The 15,440-nt window shown below is 63.4% G+C and carries 16 protein-coding genes; 12 read left to right on the top strand and 4 right to left on the bottom strand.

Annotation, left to right across the window (positions count from 1 at the left end; all coding sequences use genetic code 11):
• Nucleotides 1-19 precede the first annotated feature (19 nt).
• Together BFF94_RS12150 and BFF94_RS12145 are read left to right on the top strand one after the other, a co-directional pair.
• Nucleotides 20-754, top strand: a complete 735-nt coding sequence (locus tag BFF94_RS12150; RefSeq protein ID WP_128845996.1) for an SDR family NAD(P)-dependent oxidoreductase — start codon at nt 20-22, stop codon at nt 752-754.
• A gap of 72 nt (nt 755-826) precedes the next feature.
• On the top strand, nt 827-1,426 hold the full coding sequence (locus tag BFF94_RS12145; protein WP_128845998.1) for an NADPH-dependent F420 reductase: 600 nt from the start codon (nt 827-829) through the stop codon (nt 1,424-1,426).
• A gap of 397 nt (nt 1,427-1,823) precedes the next feature.
• On the opposite strand, the gene BFF94_RS12140 is transcribed toward BFF94_RS12145, so the two are convergent.
• Nucleotides 1,824-2,276, bottom strand: coding sequence for a winged helix-turn-helix transcriptional regulator (locus BFF94_RS12140; RefSeq protein WP_128846001.1), 453 nt, complete (start codon nt 2,274-2,276; stop codon nt 1,824-1,826).
• A gap of 125 nt (nt 2,277-2,401) precedes the next feature.
• Between BFF94_RS12140 and BFF94_RS12135 the strand changes: the two genes are divergently transcribed.
• From BFF94_RS12135 to BFF94_RS12110, 7 genes are all read left to right on the top strand, one after another.
• Nucleotides 2,402-3,037, top strand: coding sequence for an NADPH-dependent F420 reductase (locus BFF94_RS12135; RefSeq protein WP_128846003.1), 636 nt, complete (start codon nt 2,402-2,404; stop codon nt 3,035-3,037).
• Nucleotides 3,038-3,098: 61 nt separating this feature from the next.
• The gene (locus tag BFF94_RS12130; RefSeq protein ID WP_219139380.1) at nt 3,099-4,037 is read left to right on the top strand and encodes an SDR family oxidoreductase; all 939 of its coding nucleotides are present in this window, start codon (nt 3,099-3,101) and stop codon (nt 4,035-4,037) included.
• A 202-nt stretch (nt 4,038-4,239) separates the two neighbouring features.
• Entirely contained in the window at nt 4,240-4,860 is a 621-nt protein-coding gene (locus BFF94_RS12125; protein WP_128846006.1) for an NADPH-dependent F420 reductase, read from the top strand.
• Nucleotides 4,861-5,293: 433 nt separating this feature from the next.
• Entirely contained in the window at nt 5,294-5,695 is a 402-nt protein-coding gene (locus tag BFF94_RS37840; protein ID WP_128846009.1) for a hypothetical protein, read from the top strand.
• A gap of 208 nt (nt 5,696-5,903) precedes the next feature.
• The gene (locus BFF94_RS12120; RefSeq protein ID WP_128846011.1) at nt 5,904-6,158 is read left to right on the top strand and encodes a hypothetical protein; all 255 of its coding nucleotides are present in this window, start codon (nt 5,904-5,906) and stop codon (nt 6,156-6,158) included.
• Nucleotides 6,159-6,643: 485 nt separating this feature from the next.
• Nucleotides 6,644-7,114 (top strand): hypothetical protein, encoded by a 471-nt coding sequence (locus BFF94_RS12115; RefSeq protein ID WP_128846014.1) that lies wholly within the window; start codon nt 6,644-6,646, stop codon nt 7,112-7,114.
• A 193-nt stretch (nt 7,115-7,307) separates the two neighbouring features.
• Nucleotides 7,308-7,640 carry a barstar family protein gene (locus BFF94_RS12110; RefSeq protein ID WP_128846017.1) on the top strand — a complete coding sequence of 111 codons (333 nt, stop codon included), beginning with the start codon at nt 7,308-7,310 and terminating at the stop codon, nt 7,638-7,640.
• A 344-nt stretch (nt 7,641-7,984) separates the two neighbouring features.
• Here BFF94_RS12110 and BFF94_RS12105 read toward each other — a convergent pair whose 3' ends face one another.
• Both BFF94_RS12105 and BFF94_RS12100 read right to left on the bottom strand, forming a co-directional pair.
• Nucleotides 7,985-8,359 carry a cytochrome c gene (locus BFF94_RS12105; protein WP_128846020.1) on the bottom strand — a complete coding sequence of 125 codons (375 nt, stop codon included), beginning with the start codon at nt 8,357-8,359 and terminating at the stop codon, nt 7,985-7,987.
• Nucleotides 8,360-8,495: 136 nt separating this feature from the next.
• Nucleotides 8,496-9,419, bottom strand: a complete 924-nt coding sequence (locus tag BFF94_RS12100) for a glutaminase (protein WP_128846023.1) — start codon at nt 9,417-9,419, stop codon at nt 8,496-8,498.
• Nucleotides 9,420-9,638: 219 nt separating this feature from the next.
• Between BFF94_RS12100 and BFF94_RS12095 the strand changes: the two genes are divergently transcribed.
• Nucleotides 9,639-10,349: a response regulator gene (locus BFF94_RS12095; protein WP_128846026.1), complete on the top strand. Its 711-nt coding sequence runs from the start codon at nt 9,639-9,641 to the stop codon at nt 10,347-10,349.
• Nucleotides 10,350-10,413: 64 nt separating this feature from the next.
• Nucleotides 10,414-11,544 (top strand): ATP-binding protein, encoded by a 1,131-nt coding sequence (locus BFF94_RS12090; protein WP_128846028.1) that lies wholly within the window; start codon nt 10,414-10,416, stop codon nt 11,542-11,544.
• A 181-nt stretch (nt 11,545-11,725) separates the two neighbouring features.
• On the opposite strand, the gene BFF94_RS12085 is transcribed toward BFF94_RS12090, so the two are convergent.
• A complete protein-coding gene (locus tag BFF94_RS12085; RefSeq protein WP_219139379.1) occupies nt 11,726-14,119 on the bottom strand; it encodes a patatin-like phospholipase family protein in 2,394 nt (797 codons plus the stop codon).
• Between the two features lie 270 nt (nt 14,120-14,389).
• Between BFF94_RS12085 and BFF94_RS12080 the strand changes: the two genes are divergently transcribed.
• Nucleotides 14,390-15,424 carry a rod shape-determining protein gene (locus BFF94_RS12080; protein WP_219139378.1) on the top strand — a complete coding sequence of 345 codons (1,035 nt, stop codon included), beginning with the start codon at nt 14,390-14,392 and terminating at the stop codon, nt 15,422-15,424.
• Nucleotides 15,425-15,440 lie beyond the last annotated feature (16 nt).

The raw sequence follows: 15,440 nt of genomic DNA, 5'->3' as shown, positions 1-15,440 counted from the left end.
TGCCACGAAAGGAGAGGTCATGGGAAAGCTTGCGGGTAAGGTTGCAGTCATCACGGGCGGCGCGACTGGCATAGGCCGCGCCGCAGCAAAGCGCTTCATCGAGGAGGGCGCCTTTGTCTTCATTTTTGGCCGCCGGCAAGAAGCGCTCGACGCCGCTGTGGCCGACCTTGGGTCCAATGCCCGCGCGGTGAAAGGCTCGGTCTCCGATCTGGACGACCTCGACCGACTCTATGCGGCGGTGAAGGCCGAGCGCGGAACACTCGACGTCGTCTTCGCCAATGCCGGGGCGGGAAGCCAGCTTGCGCTCGGCAAGATCACCGCCGAGCACATTGACGAAACCTTCGATACCAATGTGAAGGGTACGATCTTCACGGTTCAGAAGGCGTTGCCGCTGATGGGCAACGGCGGTTCGATCATCCTGACTGGATCGAGCGCGGGCACCACGGGTGCCCCGGGAATGAGCGCCTACAGCGCGAGCAAAGCGGCCGTGCGCAACCTCGCGCGGACCTGGGCGGAGGACCTGAAGGGCACCGGCATCCGGGTCAACGTGCTGTCGCCCGGGGCGACTGCGACCGAACTCGCGAAGGAAGCGCTAGGCGAGGAGGGCCAGAAAATCTATGCGTCGATGACGCCGCTCCAGCGCATGGCCGATCCGGCGGAGATCGGGGCGGCAGCTGCCTTTCTCGCGTCGTCGGACAGCAGCTTCATGACAGCCAGCGAGCTCGCCGTTGACGGCGGCCTGGCGCAACTCTGACGCCTCATGCCCCGCCAGTCACTCCATTCGATATCCGGCGCCCGTCGGGCGGAGAAAATCCAAGGAAAATAGATGAGTTACGCAATTATCGGCTTCGGTAATATCGGCCAGGCTCTTGCCAAGGCGTTTGCCCGAAGCGGCATCGAAGTCTCCGTGGCAACCACGCGCGACCCGGAAAGCTTTGCGTCCGCCGCGGCCGCGATCGGACCTGAAATCATTCCCAAAAAACTGACGGAAGCCGTCAAGGCGGACATCATCTTTTTGGCTGTCCGTTTCGAGTCGCACCCGGATGTCGCGAAGGCGCTGCCGACCTGGCAGGGAAAGACCATCGTCGATGTGACCAATGCCTACGGCGTGCCCCCGGAGGAATTGGGAGGACAGCCTTCTTCCAGGTTCGTCGCCCAGGCCTTCACCGGAGGAAGACTGGTCAAGGGCTTCAACCATTTGGGCGCTGCCGTCCTTGACCAAAGTCCGGCCGTACACGGTGGTAGGCGAGTCGTGTTCCTGGCGAGCGACAATGACGACGCGGCAACGGAGATTGGTGAGCTTGCGCGAAATCTCGGTTTCTCGCCGATCAAGCTTGGCCGGCTTTCGGAAGGTGGACTGCTTGTGCAGGCGCGCGGAAATAGCTGGGGTCAACTGATCTTCAAGGACCTGGTCAAGTTCGACTGACGAGTCATGACCGCAGACATCACGCGATCCGATGCAACGGAAGGGCCTCGCAGATCGACGCGCCTGGGCCGGCGTAGCGCTGGCCATCGCAGCCATCGGGTCGGGTAGTCGGTGGATCAGCCGTGGATCGCCCCCTCGCACGGCGCGCGCTCGTCGAATGCCCAGCCGGAACGGAGATCCCGATGTTCGGCCAAGCGAAGCTAACCGAGCTGATACCGTTCGCACGGGGCGATGCGAACTCAGCCGTTATCGACGTCTATCCGGCCGACCGCGACTGGATACGTGCAAGTCGATTTGCGGTTGACTGTAGTCTCGGCCATCGGTCCGGGCCGTCGCCATGTTGCCGAGTCACTTCCGTTTCGGCTTGCGACGTAACAGTGTGCCCTTGCCGGCTTGCTCATTCCCGGCTCTCCGGAAAGATGCATCCGCCATTGCGGACCAGCGTCTTCACCTCTTCGCTCACCTCCATCGGGCTTTGACTTAGTCGAGCAGCAAACGCTTTGCTACGCCGCACGTACGACTTCGAATCGTGCTTCGCGCTCCAAAGGACAATGTTCAGCACAATCGGAATGAGATCCAGGCCCTTCTCGGTCAGCGTGTAGTAGTCCTTACGCCCGTCGTCGGGGCTGGGCGCTCTCGAGAGAATGCCTTGCTCCTCCAGAAAGGCAAGGCGGGATGCAAGGACATTGGTCGCGATTCCTTCTTCCGATTTCAGGAACTCGCCATATGTCCTCTTGCCCACAAAAACGATGTCGCGAACGATCAGGAGCGACCACCGGTCGCCGAAAACCTCTACGCCGTAGTTCACTGCGCAATGTGACCGCACGTCTTTTTTAGATGTCGTCTTCATAGCTATATCCTAACATCGCTTGCATGGTGCAAGTTAAATTCTGTTGATCACTTGTATTTTGCAAGTAATATGGCGGCATGGCTTCTTCGCGAGTACGCGCGCCCTCCAACTGACCAGGAGATTACATGAGCACAATCAGCATCATCGGCGCAGGAGGCATGGCCATGGCGATCGCCGGCCTTGCCGCCAAGGCCGGGCATACCGTCGAGGTGATGAGTCGCGACGCCGCGAAGGCACGGGCACTGGCGGAGCAGGTCGGCGCCCGTGCGACGACAGGAACGTTTGGCGACGTCCCGGCCGGGGAGATTGTCATCCTGGCAATTCCTTACTCTGCCGCCCTTGACGTGGTGAAGCAGTACGGCGAAGCGCTAGCAGGCAAGCTCCTCGTCGACATCACCAACCCCGTCGCCTCCGACCACACAAGCTTAGTGACCGCTGGCGACAGTTCCGGCGCGAACGAGATCGCCAAGGCCGCTCCTGCCGATGCAAAAGTCGTCAAGGCGTTCAATACCTTGTTCTCCCACGTTTTGGCTGCCGGCTCCACCAAGGGCCACCCGTTGGACGTGTTCATCGCCGGGGACGACGCGCAGGCGCAGGCACGCGTCTCGGCGTTCATCGAAAGCCTCGGACTACGCCCGATGGATGTCGGGCAACTGCCCATGGCGCGAACGCTGGAGCACGCCTGCCTGCTGTCGCTGGGCCTCCTGACCCACTCCGTCAAGCACACCAATTTCTCGATCGGCGTCAGCCTGCTCGGTTGAGTGCATCGGCACCACCACTTCTCGCGTCACATCGCCCACATCACCCACAAGGAGCAGTTACATGCACGTTTTAGTTACTGGCGGGACCGGCCATATTGGTTCGTACATCATCCCCGATCTGATCGCCGCAGGTCACGAGGTTACCGGCCTGGCCAGGTCGGACGAGTCCGCGGCGGCGGTGTCCGCGCTCGGCGCCAAGGTGCGCCGCGGGGATATTTCCGACCTCGATGGGCTCAAGGCCGCGGCGGCGGAGTCGGATGGCGTCATCCACGTCGCGCACCGGCAAGACCTGCTTCCCTCCGGCGGGATTGACGCCGTGGCCGCCGCGGAGCGTCAGATCATGCTCGCATACGGCGAAGCACTGGCCGGAACCGGAAAGCCGCTGGTCGTGTCGGGGAGCATTGGCTCGCCCGGGTGGGAAAATCTGGGCCGGCCAGCCACCGAGGAGGACCCAGCCCTTCCCGGCGGCGATCGGTACAAGGGCACCCTGCGGGTTCGCAACGTCGTCGAGCTCGCCGTCGTCGGCCTTGCGGAGCGCGGCGTACGGTCGTCGATCGTGCGGATCCCTCCCATCGCGCACAGCACGACCGATGCTGGCTTGCTCTCCCTGCTAATCGGGCTCGCAAAAGAGAAGGGCGTCATCGGCTACCCTGGGGACGGCACGAACCTGTGGCCGGCCGTGCACAGCCGCGACCTCGCTTCCTTGTTCCGCCTCGCACTGGAGAAGGGTCCTGCTGGCAGAAATTGGCACGGGGTCGAGGGCGAGGGTATCCGGTTCCGCGACATCGCCGAGGCGATTGGCCGCCGTCTGGGCGTGTCGGCAGTGAGCATTCCAGCGGACGTACTGATGCTGCCTAGATACTTTGGGTTCCTGACGAATTTGGTCACGCTAAACCTCCCGGCGTCCAACCGCATCACCCGCCAGGTTCTCGGCTGGGAACCCACTCAGCCAAACCTGCTCGCCGATCTGGATAACGGCCACTACTTCCCGGCTCGCTGAGTTGGGCCGAGACAGGGACCAGGTCGCAACGAGCCCGGCGGACCGCAATGTCGCGATGCCGTTATCCGCATGGGTAAAGACGCTATCGACCCGTGAATGGCATGACGGATGACGCACGCGGCTGCGAACACGCAAAGAATATCAACGGGGGGGGGGCCGTCTGGAAACTACGGGCGATACCCCAACTCACGAGGAAACTGCAATGGGCACGATCAGCATCATCGGTACAGGCAGCATGGCTGCAGCTATCGGCGGCCGTGCCGCCAAGGCTGGACACGCGGTCGAGGTGGTCAGCCGCGACTCCGCCAAGGCGCTGGCGCTGGCGGATCAGCTCGGCGCTGGAGCGACCACCGGGACGTACGGAGCTGCGCCTGCGGGCGACATCGTCATCCTCGCCGTGCCGTACACCAGTGCGGCGGCGGTGGTCGCCAAGTACGGGAACGCGCTCGACGGCAAGGTGATCATCGACATCACCAACCCGGTTCCCCCCGACCTCAAGGGCGTCGTTACCCCCCACGGCAGTTCCGGTGCGCAGGAAATCGCCAAGAGCGCCTCCGCCGGCGCACATGTCGTGAAGGCGTTCAACACGCTCTTTGGCCACGTACTTGCGCGGGGTGGGCGCCTCGACGCGTTTATCGCAGCCGATGATTCGGAGGCCAAGGCGCGCGTCGCAACTTTCATCTCGAGTCTTGGGCTGCGCCCGTTCGACGTAGGCGGCCTGCATATGGCCCAGACGCTTGAGGCGCTTGGCCTGATGCTCATCGGCCTGGCCAAAAACGGCGCCGGCACCTGGGACATCGCCTTCAACGTCGATCTCGGCTGAATTACCGGCATCAAACGATCCGGTTTCTTGTCGGCCGACGCAACGTAGCTGATCGCCACGTCTGCCCCTCGCTCGGCGAAGCATCCGCGTCAGAAACCGGCCATTCCCGTCAGTGCCTTGCGACGGGCAGTTCAGGGTCGATGCCGGACGTCGACTTCGCGCGCAAGCGCATCGTTCGATGCCCGTCATGGACGGGACCGCACCGATAGACGCAAGAGTTGAGTCCCGGTCTTGGTCGAAACAGCGGCCGTCTGATCGTGGAGTAGTATTCCCCCATGTCCAGGTTATTGCTCGGCCTCTACGGCGCACAGTCAACCTATCCGTGACGAGGGCGGCAAGCTCGTTAAAGGGTTTGGAAACTGGGGTTTGGAAACTGCTTCAACGAGACGTGTGGTGGCGTCGGCCGTGGCGACGGCATTGATGGGAATGCATCATGTCAACCGAGTGGAAGCACCGCGTCAGACTGTTTATCCAGCGTTTCTGGCAGCCGACCAGTGCGTGCATGACCTGCATGCCGGGGAGCTGGGGCAATATCATGAGCCTTGCCCACTGGACTATTGCACTTCATACAGGTCTGCTTACTGGGCTCCTGGCTGTACTTTTGACTTTCACGCCTGCGGCGAAACTCTACGCGCATCGATACGGCAATGCGTTGGTCGTTGGCGTCCTGACAACGTTGGGCGACGCCTACTCGCACACGAGTCACTACCGCATCCCCTATGTCGAGCACATCGTGACGGGGGCAATTTCAGGTCTCTTGACGCTGGCGGCCTCATATCTCTTCGAAGACCGAGCGCGACGCCTTCGGGCGGTATGGGCTCGGGTTTTCGGATAGCTTATCCGCCGACTTTCTGAACCCACCGGGCCAAACGGAAAGAGGCTCCCCGGTGTGGCTACGCTTCATGATTGGGAGGCTGCGCATGGACAACGGGAGCTTGCGACCGTTACATGCCCCGGCGTCAGGGCGCGGCCAGCAGCAGTCGTTCGACGCCACAGGCTAGATCGTTGACAACGCCGCTGTGATCAGCACCAGGATCAGAATGATGAACGCAAAACGAGAGTTTTTGCTGCCGTTCGGGATCGAACTTACGGTTGAACACGGAAATGCGAGTATCGAATCTCACTTGCCGGAAGCGCTGCCCAACTTTCACGACCCCGTCGAAAATGGACGCATTGTCGGAGTTGTCGAAGGGGTAGAGCAATTGTTGCTTTCACTTGCTCGTGTTGGCATCGATTTATCTCATCCGCACTTCGCAGAAGCACTACTCGACTGCGTAGCGAACCTTCAATCCGGCTGATCGACAAGCGTTCGTTACGGCCAGTTCAGGTCGTTCGACACGATTGCCTAGATCGTCGACTATGCCCGGTGAGGCAAGCGAACAACCCTGATCGACGCATCTGAAAGCACTACGTTCAACGGACACGAGCCACCTATGCTGATTTGGGCGCCAACACGGAAATCCCCTGATGGCCGAGGCGAAAGTGAAGGCACGACCGTGAAGGTCGAGATCGAACAACTCGAAGACGGGGGCTTTCTACTGAAGCGGTACGAATCCCTGTACGCATCATTTCCGACTTCGGATCACTTATTTATGTTACTCGAAGAGGCATACGACGAATGTGTCGCGTCTATGGTATCGGTCGCGAGGATTGGCTTCGACGGTGACTGCATCCGGACCGTCGCGCGCAGTCGTGGGACGCGGTACGGCCGTCAACGGGCAGTCGACATCGAAACACGAATCGTCGACAATCGGTCATCGCATCACATCATTTCGCACAACGCATGTATTCCATCAACCTAGGACTCGTGAGGCTTGACTTCGAGGCAGCAGTAATCAAGGTGCCGTGCAATGGCGACTATGACTGGATGACCGAGGAATGGATCGATACACGGCAGGAAATTGACATTGTCCAGGCAGTACAGTCGGCCACGGTGTTCGGAACAACCGGACGCTTTGCGCAAAATGGTCCTCATTTGGTTGAAGTCCTGCTGCCGCATCTCTATGTTGAGAAGGAGGTCGTGGCGCACCTTCAGTCGAAGCCCGATACGTCACAATTGCCCGAAAGGATAGTGCGAGACGCCGTGAAGACCGACCACTATTCATGGGGGAAACTTATCTCGATGGATTGGGGATCGCTGGGTTATGCGCCTGGTGGCTTAGAGTATTGTTTGCTCCCGATCGATGGTCCTGCCATCTCAATTGGGTTTCTTCGGCTCGACTGGACGAGCGTTCGGATTCACAGGTCGTCGTAACACGCGCAAAGAAGGTGAGTCGTTCCCGTTGATTGCCAACCGCCTGGCCGAATTCCTGTTGCCACTGGGTGTCCCTCTGAGTCGATTCGCATCGGCCAGCCAGAAGCGGCCGTTCGACGTCAGCTTGAAAGGCACTGACGATTTGCATATTGGTTCATCAGTAATCCGGACACGAACGTGAGGAAAAGGCGTAATGACGATAGTTTTTGTAGACACGACTGAAATCACAGACTGGATATCCTTTCATCGGGTCCTATCGCAGATCTTTGGATTTCCCGCATTCTATGGGAACAACATGAATGCATTGATTGACTGTTTTGGTTATCTCGATGAACCCGGCGCCGAAATGACTAGTGTGCACGTTCTCCCGGGCCGCACGTTGGCGATACAACTCGGTGCCGCCAATAATTTCAGGGAGCGCTGCCCGGAGCAATTCGCGGCTTTGCAAGACGCATGTGCATTTGTGAACTGGCGCCGAACCCACGAGCAAGGCCCCCCTTTGATCGCGCTGTCGTACTATGACTGAGTTGGCACTGGAATAGCCATTTACGAATCTCGGCACAGCTATGAGAACGAGCCGAGAGCCGCAGTGGAAATCTAATCGACTGCAGTCACCTTTGCTGTTGGATCATAGTGATCTACGACTGCATCGAATGGCTGCTTTCGAAAATGCAGACCGACCGCTCCGGGTCGATTACTACCGAACGACGCATTCCCCATAGAGCGTGCCGATATTCCCCTGCCACCGTTGCGCCGGATGAGACACGCCTAGCTTCGCTACCTTAAAAAATCGACCGCCCCGAACAAGTCGTCAACCACTCCAGCGCCAACGTGCTGGCACTCCGGCAATATAAGCTAGAATCAAAGTATTCAATTTTTTAAAATTAATCCGCTCATATATTGATTCAAATCTCGAAAATCTTTGACTGTCCACGAATGGGGTGGGAGTTTTACGCCATTTTCCCGCAACGTTTTTGGAATCAGATCCCCGTTTGGACGAAGTATGACTGACGAGACAATAACGCCCGGATAATCGTTGAGTCGCTTCTTGAAGGCCGGCGTCGTAAGGTCGGGTGTGGGTGGGTTGCTTTTATTCGCCAGTGGTCCCGTTCCTCTGGCATCTGCTCCGTGGCACATGGCACATCTCGCCAGGAAGATCTTTTTCCCGTTATCGCTATCCGCGAAGGCAGGTGATATTTGAGCAAGCAATGACATGCCTAATGAAGCCGCAAGGAATATTTTCATTTTTCGTGGTTTTGTTGTGTGAACCGGTGCATGTCTCTACGGGGTCGATTGCTGCCGAATAACGAATTCTCGATTGAGTGTGCCGATATTCACCTGCCGCCGCCGCGCCAAGTGAGGCACACCTAACTTCGCCTCTTCAAAAAATCGACCTTCCCGTATAAGTCGTCAACCACTCCAGCGCCAGCGTGCCCGCCAGCGAGTTCCCGTTCGCATCGAGCCCCGGCGCCCACACGCACACGGCCATCTCGCCGGGCAGCACCGCGACGATCCCGCCGCCGACGCCGCTTTTCGCGGGCAGGCCGACCCGGTACACGAAATCGCCGGCCGCATCATAGGTGCCGCAGGTCAGCATCAGCGCGGACAACCGCTTTGCGGAGCTCGAATCGACGATCCGCTCGCCGGTCACCGGCGCGACGCCGCCGTTCGCGAGGAACAGCGCGGCGCGCGCGAGCTCGACGCAGTTCATCGTGATCGCGCACTGGCGGCAATACGCATCGATCACCGTGTCGGGCGGCATCTGCATGTTGCCGAAGCTCGCCATGAAGTGCGCCATCGCGCGATTGCGCTCCGCGTGCTGCAGCTCCGACTGCGCGACGCGCGAATCGTAGTCGATGTCGGTCGCGCCGATCAGCCGCCGCACGAATTCGACGAGCGCCGTCTCGGCCCTCACGAAGCGGCGGCACAGCACGTCGGTGACGACCAGCGCGCCCGCGTTGATGAACGGATTGCGCGGCTTGCCGCGCTCGCTTTCGAGCTGGACCAGCGAGTTGAACGCGTTGCCGGACGGCTCGCGGCCGACCCGTTCCCACAGGGCGTCGCCCAGCAACTGGAACGCGAGCGTGCACGCGAACAGCTTCGAGATGCTCTGGATCGAGAAGCGCTCGTGCGCGTCGCCGACCGTGTAAACGTTTCCGTCGAGCGTCACGACGGCCATCCCGAACTTGTCGGCTGGCACTTTCGCGAGTTCGGGAATGTAGTCGGCGACCCGCCCCTGGCCGATCCAGGGGGCGAGTTCGGTGTGGATGCGTTCGAGGGTCGTCTGGTAATTCTGGTAATTCATCACGTCAGGCAGGGTAGAGGCGCGGCCGGATTCCGGCGAGCCCGTATGGAACCGTCCCGGCGCCGATTCGTCAAGCCCGGCCGGTATCGAACCCTTATTTTCGAGACCGGCAAACAGGCAATCGGCGGGCGCAGTATCATGCGGTACGTTTTGGCCGATGGCCGGCGTCCGGCACCTGCCGGCGCTGCCTCGGCCTCCCCGATGACCCGACCGTTGCCCATGCCTTTTCGCATCCTGCTCGTCGAAGACGACACTCGCCTGTCCACGCTGATCGCCGGTTACCTGCGCAAGAACGACTATGAAGTCGACACTGTGCTGCATGGTGACGCCGCGGTGCCGGCGATCCTGTCCATTCGCCCCGATCTCGTCATTCTCGACGTGAACCTGCCGGGCAAGGACGGCTTCGAAATCTGCCGGGAGGCGCGCAAGCAGTACGACGGCGTGATCATCATGGTGACGGCGCGCGACGAGCCGTTCGACGAACTGCTCGGCCTGGAGTTCGGCGCGGACGACTACGTGCACAAGCCGGTCGAGCCGCGCATCCTGCTCGCGCGGATCAAGGCGCAACTGCGCCGCGCGCCCGCGCGCGTGGCCGAAAGCGCCGCGCCGCAGCCCGAGCGTTATGCGTTCGGCAAGTTCTCGATCGATCGCACCGACCGCACCGTCGTGCTGCCCGACGGCTGCACGCCCGATCTGACGTCGGCCGAATTCGACCTGCTGTGGGCGCTGGTGTGCCATGCGGGCGAAGTCGTCAGCCGCGACGACCTGATGCTGCAACTGCGCGGCGTCGAATTCGACGGCCTCGACCGCACGATCGACGGGCGCATCTCGAAGCTGCGCCGCAAGCTGCGCGACGACGCGAGCAACCCGCAGCGGATCAAGACGATCCGCAGCAAGGGTTATCAATTCAGCAAGCACGCGTGGGAATGACGCCGCCTTCGTGCGACGCCGTCACGTCCCGCGCGGGCATTCCGCCCGCCAGCCGGGAGCCGCGATGATCCGACGAACCCGTTCGCACCCCGACGCGCCGCCGCTGCCGACGCTGCGCTATGTCCGATGGCGCTGGCTGCATTTCCGTCGCGCGTGGACCGACACGCGCGCCGACCGCATTCCGAGCTGGTCGCGCCTTTACGTGCGCACCTACCTGCATCTGCTCGGCCTCGTGCTGCTGACCGCGCTCGTGCCGGCGCTCGCGCTGTGCGTCGAATTGTCGCCGCAGGTCGTGTGGCATGCGTTCGATTCGCTGCCGGGCGACATCTGGATCGTGCTCGCGTTCGTGTTCGCCGCGCCCGCGCTCGCGGCGTACCGGTGGATGCGGCCGGTCTGGTCGGATCTCGTGATGGTGCGCGAACGCGCGATCGATTTCACGGGCGGGCGCTTCAACACGCGCGCGCGCGAATCGCACAGCGTAATCATCGGCCCGCTCGCGCGGACGCTGAATGCGCTCGCGATGCGCATGGAGCGGCTGATCGCCGCGCAGCGCGATCTCACGAACGGCATCTCGCACGAGCTGCGCACGCCGCTCGCGCGGGTGCGCTTCGCACTCGAAATGCTGCGCGAACCGGGTTCCGCGGCCGAATACCAGGGCGCGCTCGAGAGCATCGCGCAGGACGTGACCGAACTCGAGGAACTGATCGACATGAGCCTCACATATGCACGGCTCGAATACAGCTCGCTGCAGTCGAACCTCGAGATGACCGCGCCCGTCGCGTGGTTCGAGCATCAGGTCAGCGACGCGCAACTGCTGTATCCGGAGCGCACGATCGAGTCGCGCATCGCGATCGCATCGGACCTGCGCGTGAAGATGGACCGGCGGCTGATGTCTTACGCGATGCGCAACCTGCTGCGCAACGCGAGCAAGTACGCGAAATCGCGGATCGTCGTCGGGATCTCGCTCGTGCACGGCAACATCGGGATCTTCGTCGAGGACGACGGCCCCGGCGTGCCGGAGGGCGAGCGCGAGCGGATCTTCGACGCATTCGTGCGCCTCGACCGCCGCACCGGCGGCTACGGGCTCGGCCTGTCGATCACGCGGCAGGTGCTCCATGCGCACAACGGCCGGATCGCGGTCGTCGATCCGGTCGAGCTCGGCGGCGCGCGGTTCGAGATCAGCTGGCCGGTCTAGCGATACGCCGCACGAGGCCCGGCCCTCGACAGCAACGATAGCCACGCGCGCCGGTTTCGGGTGCGTCGCCGACATTCCCCGCCGTGCCTTTCCCGTGCCGATGCATTCCCATGCCGCGATTCGCACGAAGATTCGTTTGCAGCGCGGGCGCGGATGCCGCCGAAGCGGCATCCGTTCACGCTCAGTACGTGCGGCCGAGCTGCAGGTAGAAGTTGCGGCGGCCACCGGGTGCGAGCGCAACGCCGATGTAGACGGGCCCGAACGCGCTCGACAGGCTCGTGAAGAACGTATAGCTCTGCTTGAGCGCGCCGCCGCCGATCTGCTGGCCGCTCGACCAGACGTTGCCGACTTCCGCGCTGGCGCCCACCGACAGCGCCTTGATCGGCGACGCGTTGAACGTCATCAACTGGTTCATGTAGGTCACCTGACCGTACGCGAGCTCGTTGCCGTTCAACTGGTCGGCCGCATAGGCGGACAGATGCTGGAAGCCGCCGAGCGTGAAGTTGAAGGCGTTGATCAGGTTGGTGCCGCCGATGCTCTTGCCGCCTTCGATCGTCGCGCTGACGCTGTGCCGGCCGAACTGCTGCGCAAGCATCGCCTTGCCGTAGATCTCGGTATAGGGCGCGGTGTTGATACTGTCGTCGAACGCCTGCGCCGAGCCTCCGTTGCGCGACACCAGCGAGCGTTCGATGCGCAATTCGGTGAAATAGCCCTTGCGCGGGAACATCGGATCGTCGAGCTGGTCGATGACGAGCCGCGCGCGCGCGGTCAGCGCCTGTGACGTGAAGCTCGGCCACAGCAACGTCTGGCCGCTGCCGTCGTCGAACGGCAGGTTGTAGGTCGGCGAGCCGTGCCCGGTCACGTAACCGAGGCCGATCCGGAAATCGCCGAGCCGCGCGATCGGCAGGCCTAAGTCGATCCCGGCGCGCGCGGTCTGCATCAGGTACTGCGTGATCTTCACGTCGCCGGTGTCGTCGTACAGGTTCGCGTAGCGGCGCTGGTATTCCGCGTAGGGCGACAGATAGACGCCGTAGGCCATCGACAGCGGCTGGCGCAACTCGACGCGCGCGGATTGCAGGTCGCTGCCGATCGTCGTGTCCGCGCGGAATTCGAGCCCCGATTCGGTGAGCCACGGCCGCCGGTAGCCGACGCGCAGGCGGAAGCCGCCTTCGTCGGTCGAACTGCTCGACATGCCGAGCCCGAACAGCAGGAAATTCGGCCCCCAGTACTTCTCGCGCGCGTTGATCTCGAGCACGTTGTCGTCGCCGCGGCTCACGATCTGCTGGGTGACGCTCTCGAAGTTGCCGCCCGTCGTGAGCCCGAGCAGATCCTGGCTGACGGTCTTCGGATCGTAGGTGTCGCCGGGCTTCACGTGCAGCGCGTTGCTGACGACCTGCTTCGGCACGCCGCCGCTGGTCTGGATGTCGATGCGCGTGATCCGGATCGGCGGCGGCAGCGGCTGCGCGTGCGCGGACCGGTAGGCCGCGTATTGTTCCGGCGTGAGCGCGAAGCGCTGCAGTTTCGGCAGCGCCGCGGTCGCGGCGGCCGCGCCGGCGGCGATCGCCTGCTTCGCGTTCTGGAAATCGGTGAACGCGAGCGAGCCGAGGTCGGGCGTGAGCAGTACGTCCCGCGCGTCGAGCTGCTTGCGCTGCGCGGTCACGTTCTGGCGGATCAGGATGCCGACCATCTGCTGCATCACGTCGGCGGGCGACGCGAGCGCATCGAGGGGGCGCAGTTGCGAGCCGATGTCGACGGCGATCACGACGTTCGCGCCCATCTGCCGCGCGGTGTCGACGGGCAGGTTGCTGACGAGGCCGCCGTCCACGAGCGCACGCCCGTTGAGCTCGGCCGGGGCGAACAGGCCGGGCATCGCCATGCTCGCGCGGATCGCGAGCGGCAGCGAGCCGTGATCGAGCACGACCATCTGGCCCGTCTGCAGGTCGGTCGCGACCGCGCGGTACGGGATCGGCAGGCGGTCGAACGGCTGGTTGGTCGGCACGGCGGCCGTCCAGTTCGCGAGCAGCGCCTGCAGCCGGTTGCCCTGCACGAGGCCGACCGGCGCTTTCACGCCTTTCTTGTCGAAGCCGAACGTCAGGCCGTTGATGTACAGGCGCTCGTCTTCCCGGCTGGTTTGCGGCAGGTCCGCGCGCTCCGTCACGTCGAACGCGATATCCGCGAGGTTGACCTCCGACAGCCGCTTGCGCATCTCGTCGGCGGCCATCCCGCTGGCATACAGGCCGCCGACCACGGCGCCCATGCTGGTGCCCGCGATGCAGTCGATCGGGATGCGGTTGTCCTCCAGCACCTTCAGCACGCCGAGGTGCGCGTAGCCGCGCGCGCCGCCGCCGGACAGCACGAGGCCGATCGACGGCCGGCCGGCCGGACCGCCGTCGGCCGTGCACGCCGGCGTGGACGCGGCGGGCGCGGCAGCCGGCGCGTCGGCGGCGGCGACCCGGGGGGCGGCGGGTTCGGTGGCCGGCAGCGGCTGCGCGGCGACCGTGCAGCACCAGAAGGCGACGAGCGTCGTGCAGAGCGGGCGCACCCGCGCCCAGCGGGAGGAAACGGTCGCTGACATGGTGGCAATACCTGGCTTGATCGGGCGTCTGAGGCCTGCCGGGAGCAGGCAAGACCGAGAGATTACCGTGTTTTACAGGGGCAACGCGAGAGGCCGTTGTGGAGCAGGACATGCCCGGAACGGCGTTTTCGGCAATTCCGTCGCGAAAAAATCATCAGGATTGTCTAAAGTATCGGAACGATTTGCCGCTAAGCTCGTGAAGGGCCGGCATGGACGCGCCGCAATAATGCGGCGCGGCTGTCCCGGCCCGTTCGCTCACAAAGGTTTGATATGTCGACACCGCTGTTCGGAAAGTTGTTTGCGCAACCCGTTGCGATCGACCCTGGAACGGCGAGTACGCAGATCTATACGCAGGAACGCGGCGTGGTGCTGAACCAGCCGTCGGTCGTCTGCTTCCGCAAGGCCGGCGCGACCGACGCGCGGCCGACGCTGGAGGCGGTCGGCGAGCTCGCGAAGGCGCTGCTCGGCCGCGAACCGGGGCATCTCGAATCCGTGCGGCCCATGCGGCACGGCGTGATCGCCGACGCGCACGCGGCCGAGCAGATGATCCGCAGTTTCATCGACATGTCGCGTACGCGTTCGCGCTTCGGCCGCCGCGTCGAGGTCACGCTGTGCGTGCCGTCCGATGCGACGGCCGTCGAGCGCCGCGCGCTCCGCGACGCCGCGTTCGCGGCAGGTGTGTCGGAGGTCGAACTGATCGAGGAATCGCTGGCCGCCGGGCTCGGCGCGGGTTTGCCGGTGACGGAGCCGGTCGGCTCGATGGTCGTCGACATCGGCGGCGGGACGACCGAAGTCGCGGTGATCGCGCTTGGCGGCATCGTCTATCGCGAGGCGATCCGCGTCGGCGGCAGCCAGTTCGACGCGGCGATCGTCAACCATGTCCGCAACCTGTACGGCGTGCTGCTCGGCGAGCAGACCGCCGAGCACGTGAAGAAGACGATCGGCTCGGCCACCAGCGCGGTGCCGCGCACGTCGACGCGCGCGGTCGGGCGCAGCATCGGCGACGGCCTGCCGCGCTCGGTCGAGCTGTCCAACCACGATGTCGCGGACGCGCTGGCCGCGCCGCTCAAGCAGGTGATCGGCGCGGTGAAGTCGGTGCTGGAAAACGCGCCGGCCGAGCTCGTGACCGACATCGCGAATCGCGGCGTGGTGCTGACGGGCGGCGGCGCGCTGCTCGCCGATCTCGAACGCCTGCTGTACGACGAGACGGGGCTGGTCGCCCGGATCGCCGACGAGCCGGCCACCTGCGCGGTGCGCGGCGCCGGCGAGGCGATGGGGCGGCTCGCGATGTGCCCGGTCGATTGATTCGGGCCGGGTCGCG

It is taken from the genome of Burkholderia catarinensis (assembly GCF_001883705.2).
GTDB lineage: Bacteria > Pseudomonadota > Gammaproteobacteria > Burkholderiales > Burkholderiaceae > Burkholderia > Burkholderia catarinensis.
This window is presented reverse-complemented; position numbering and strand designations above follow the sequence as displayed.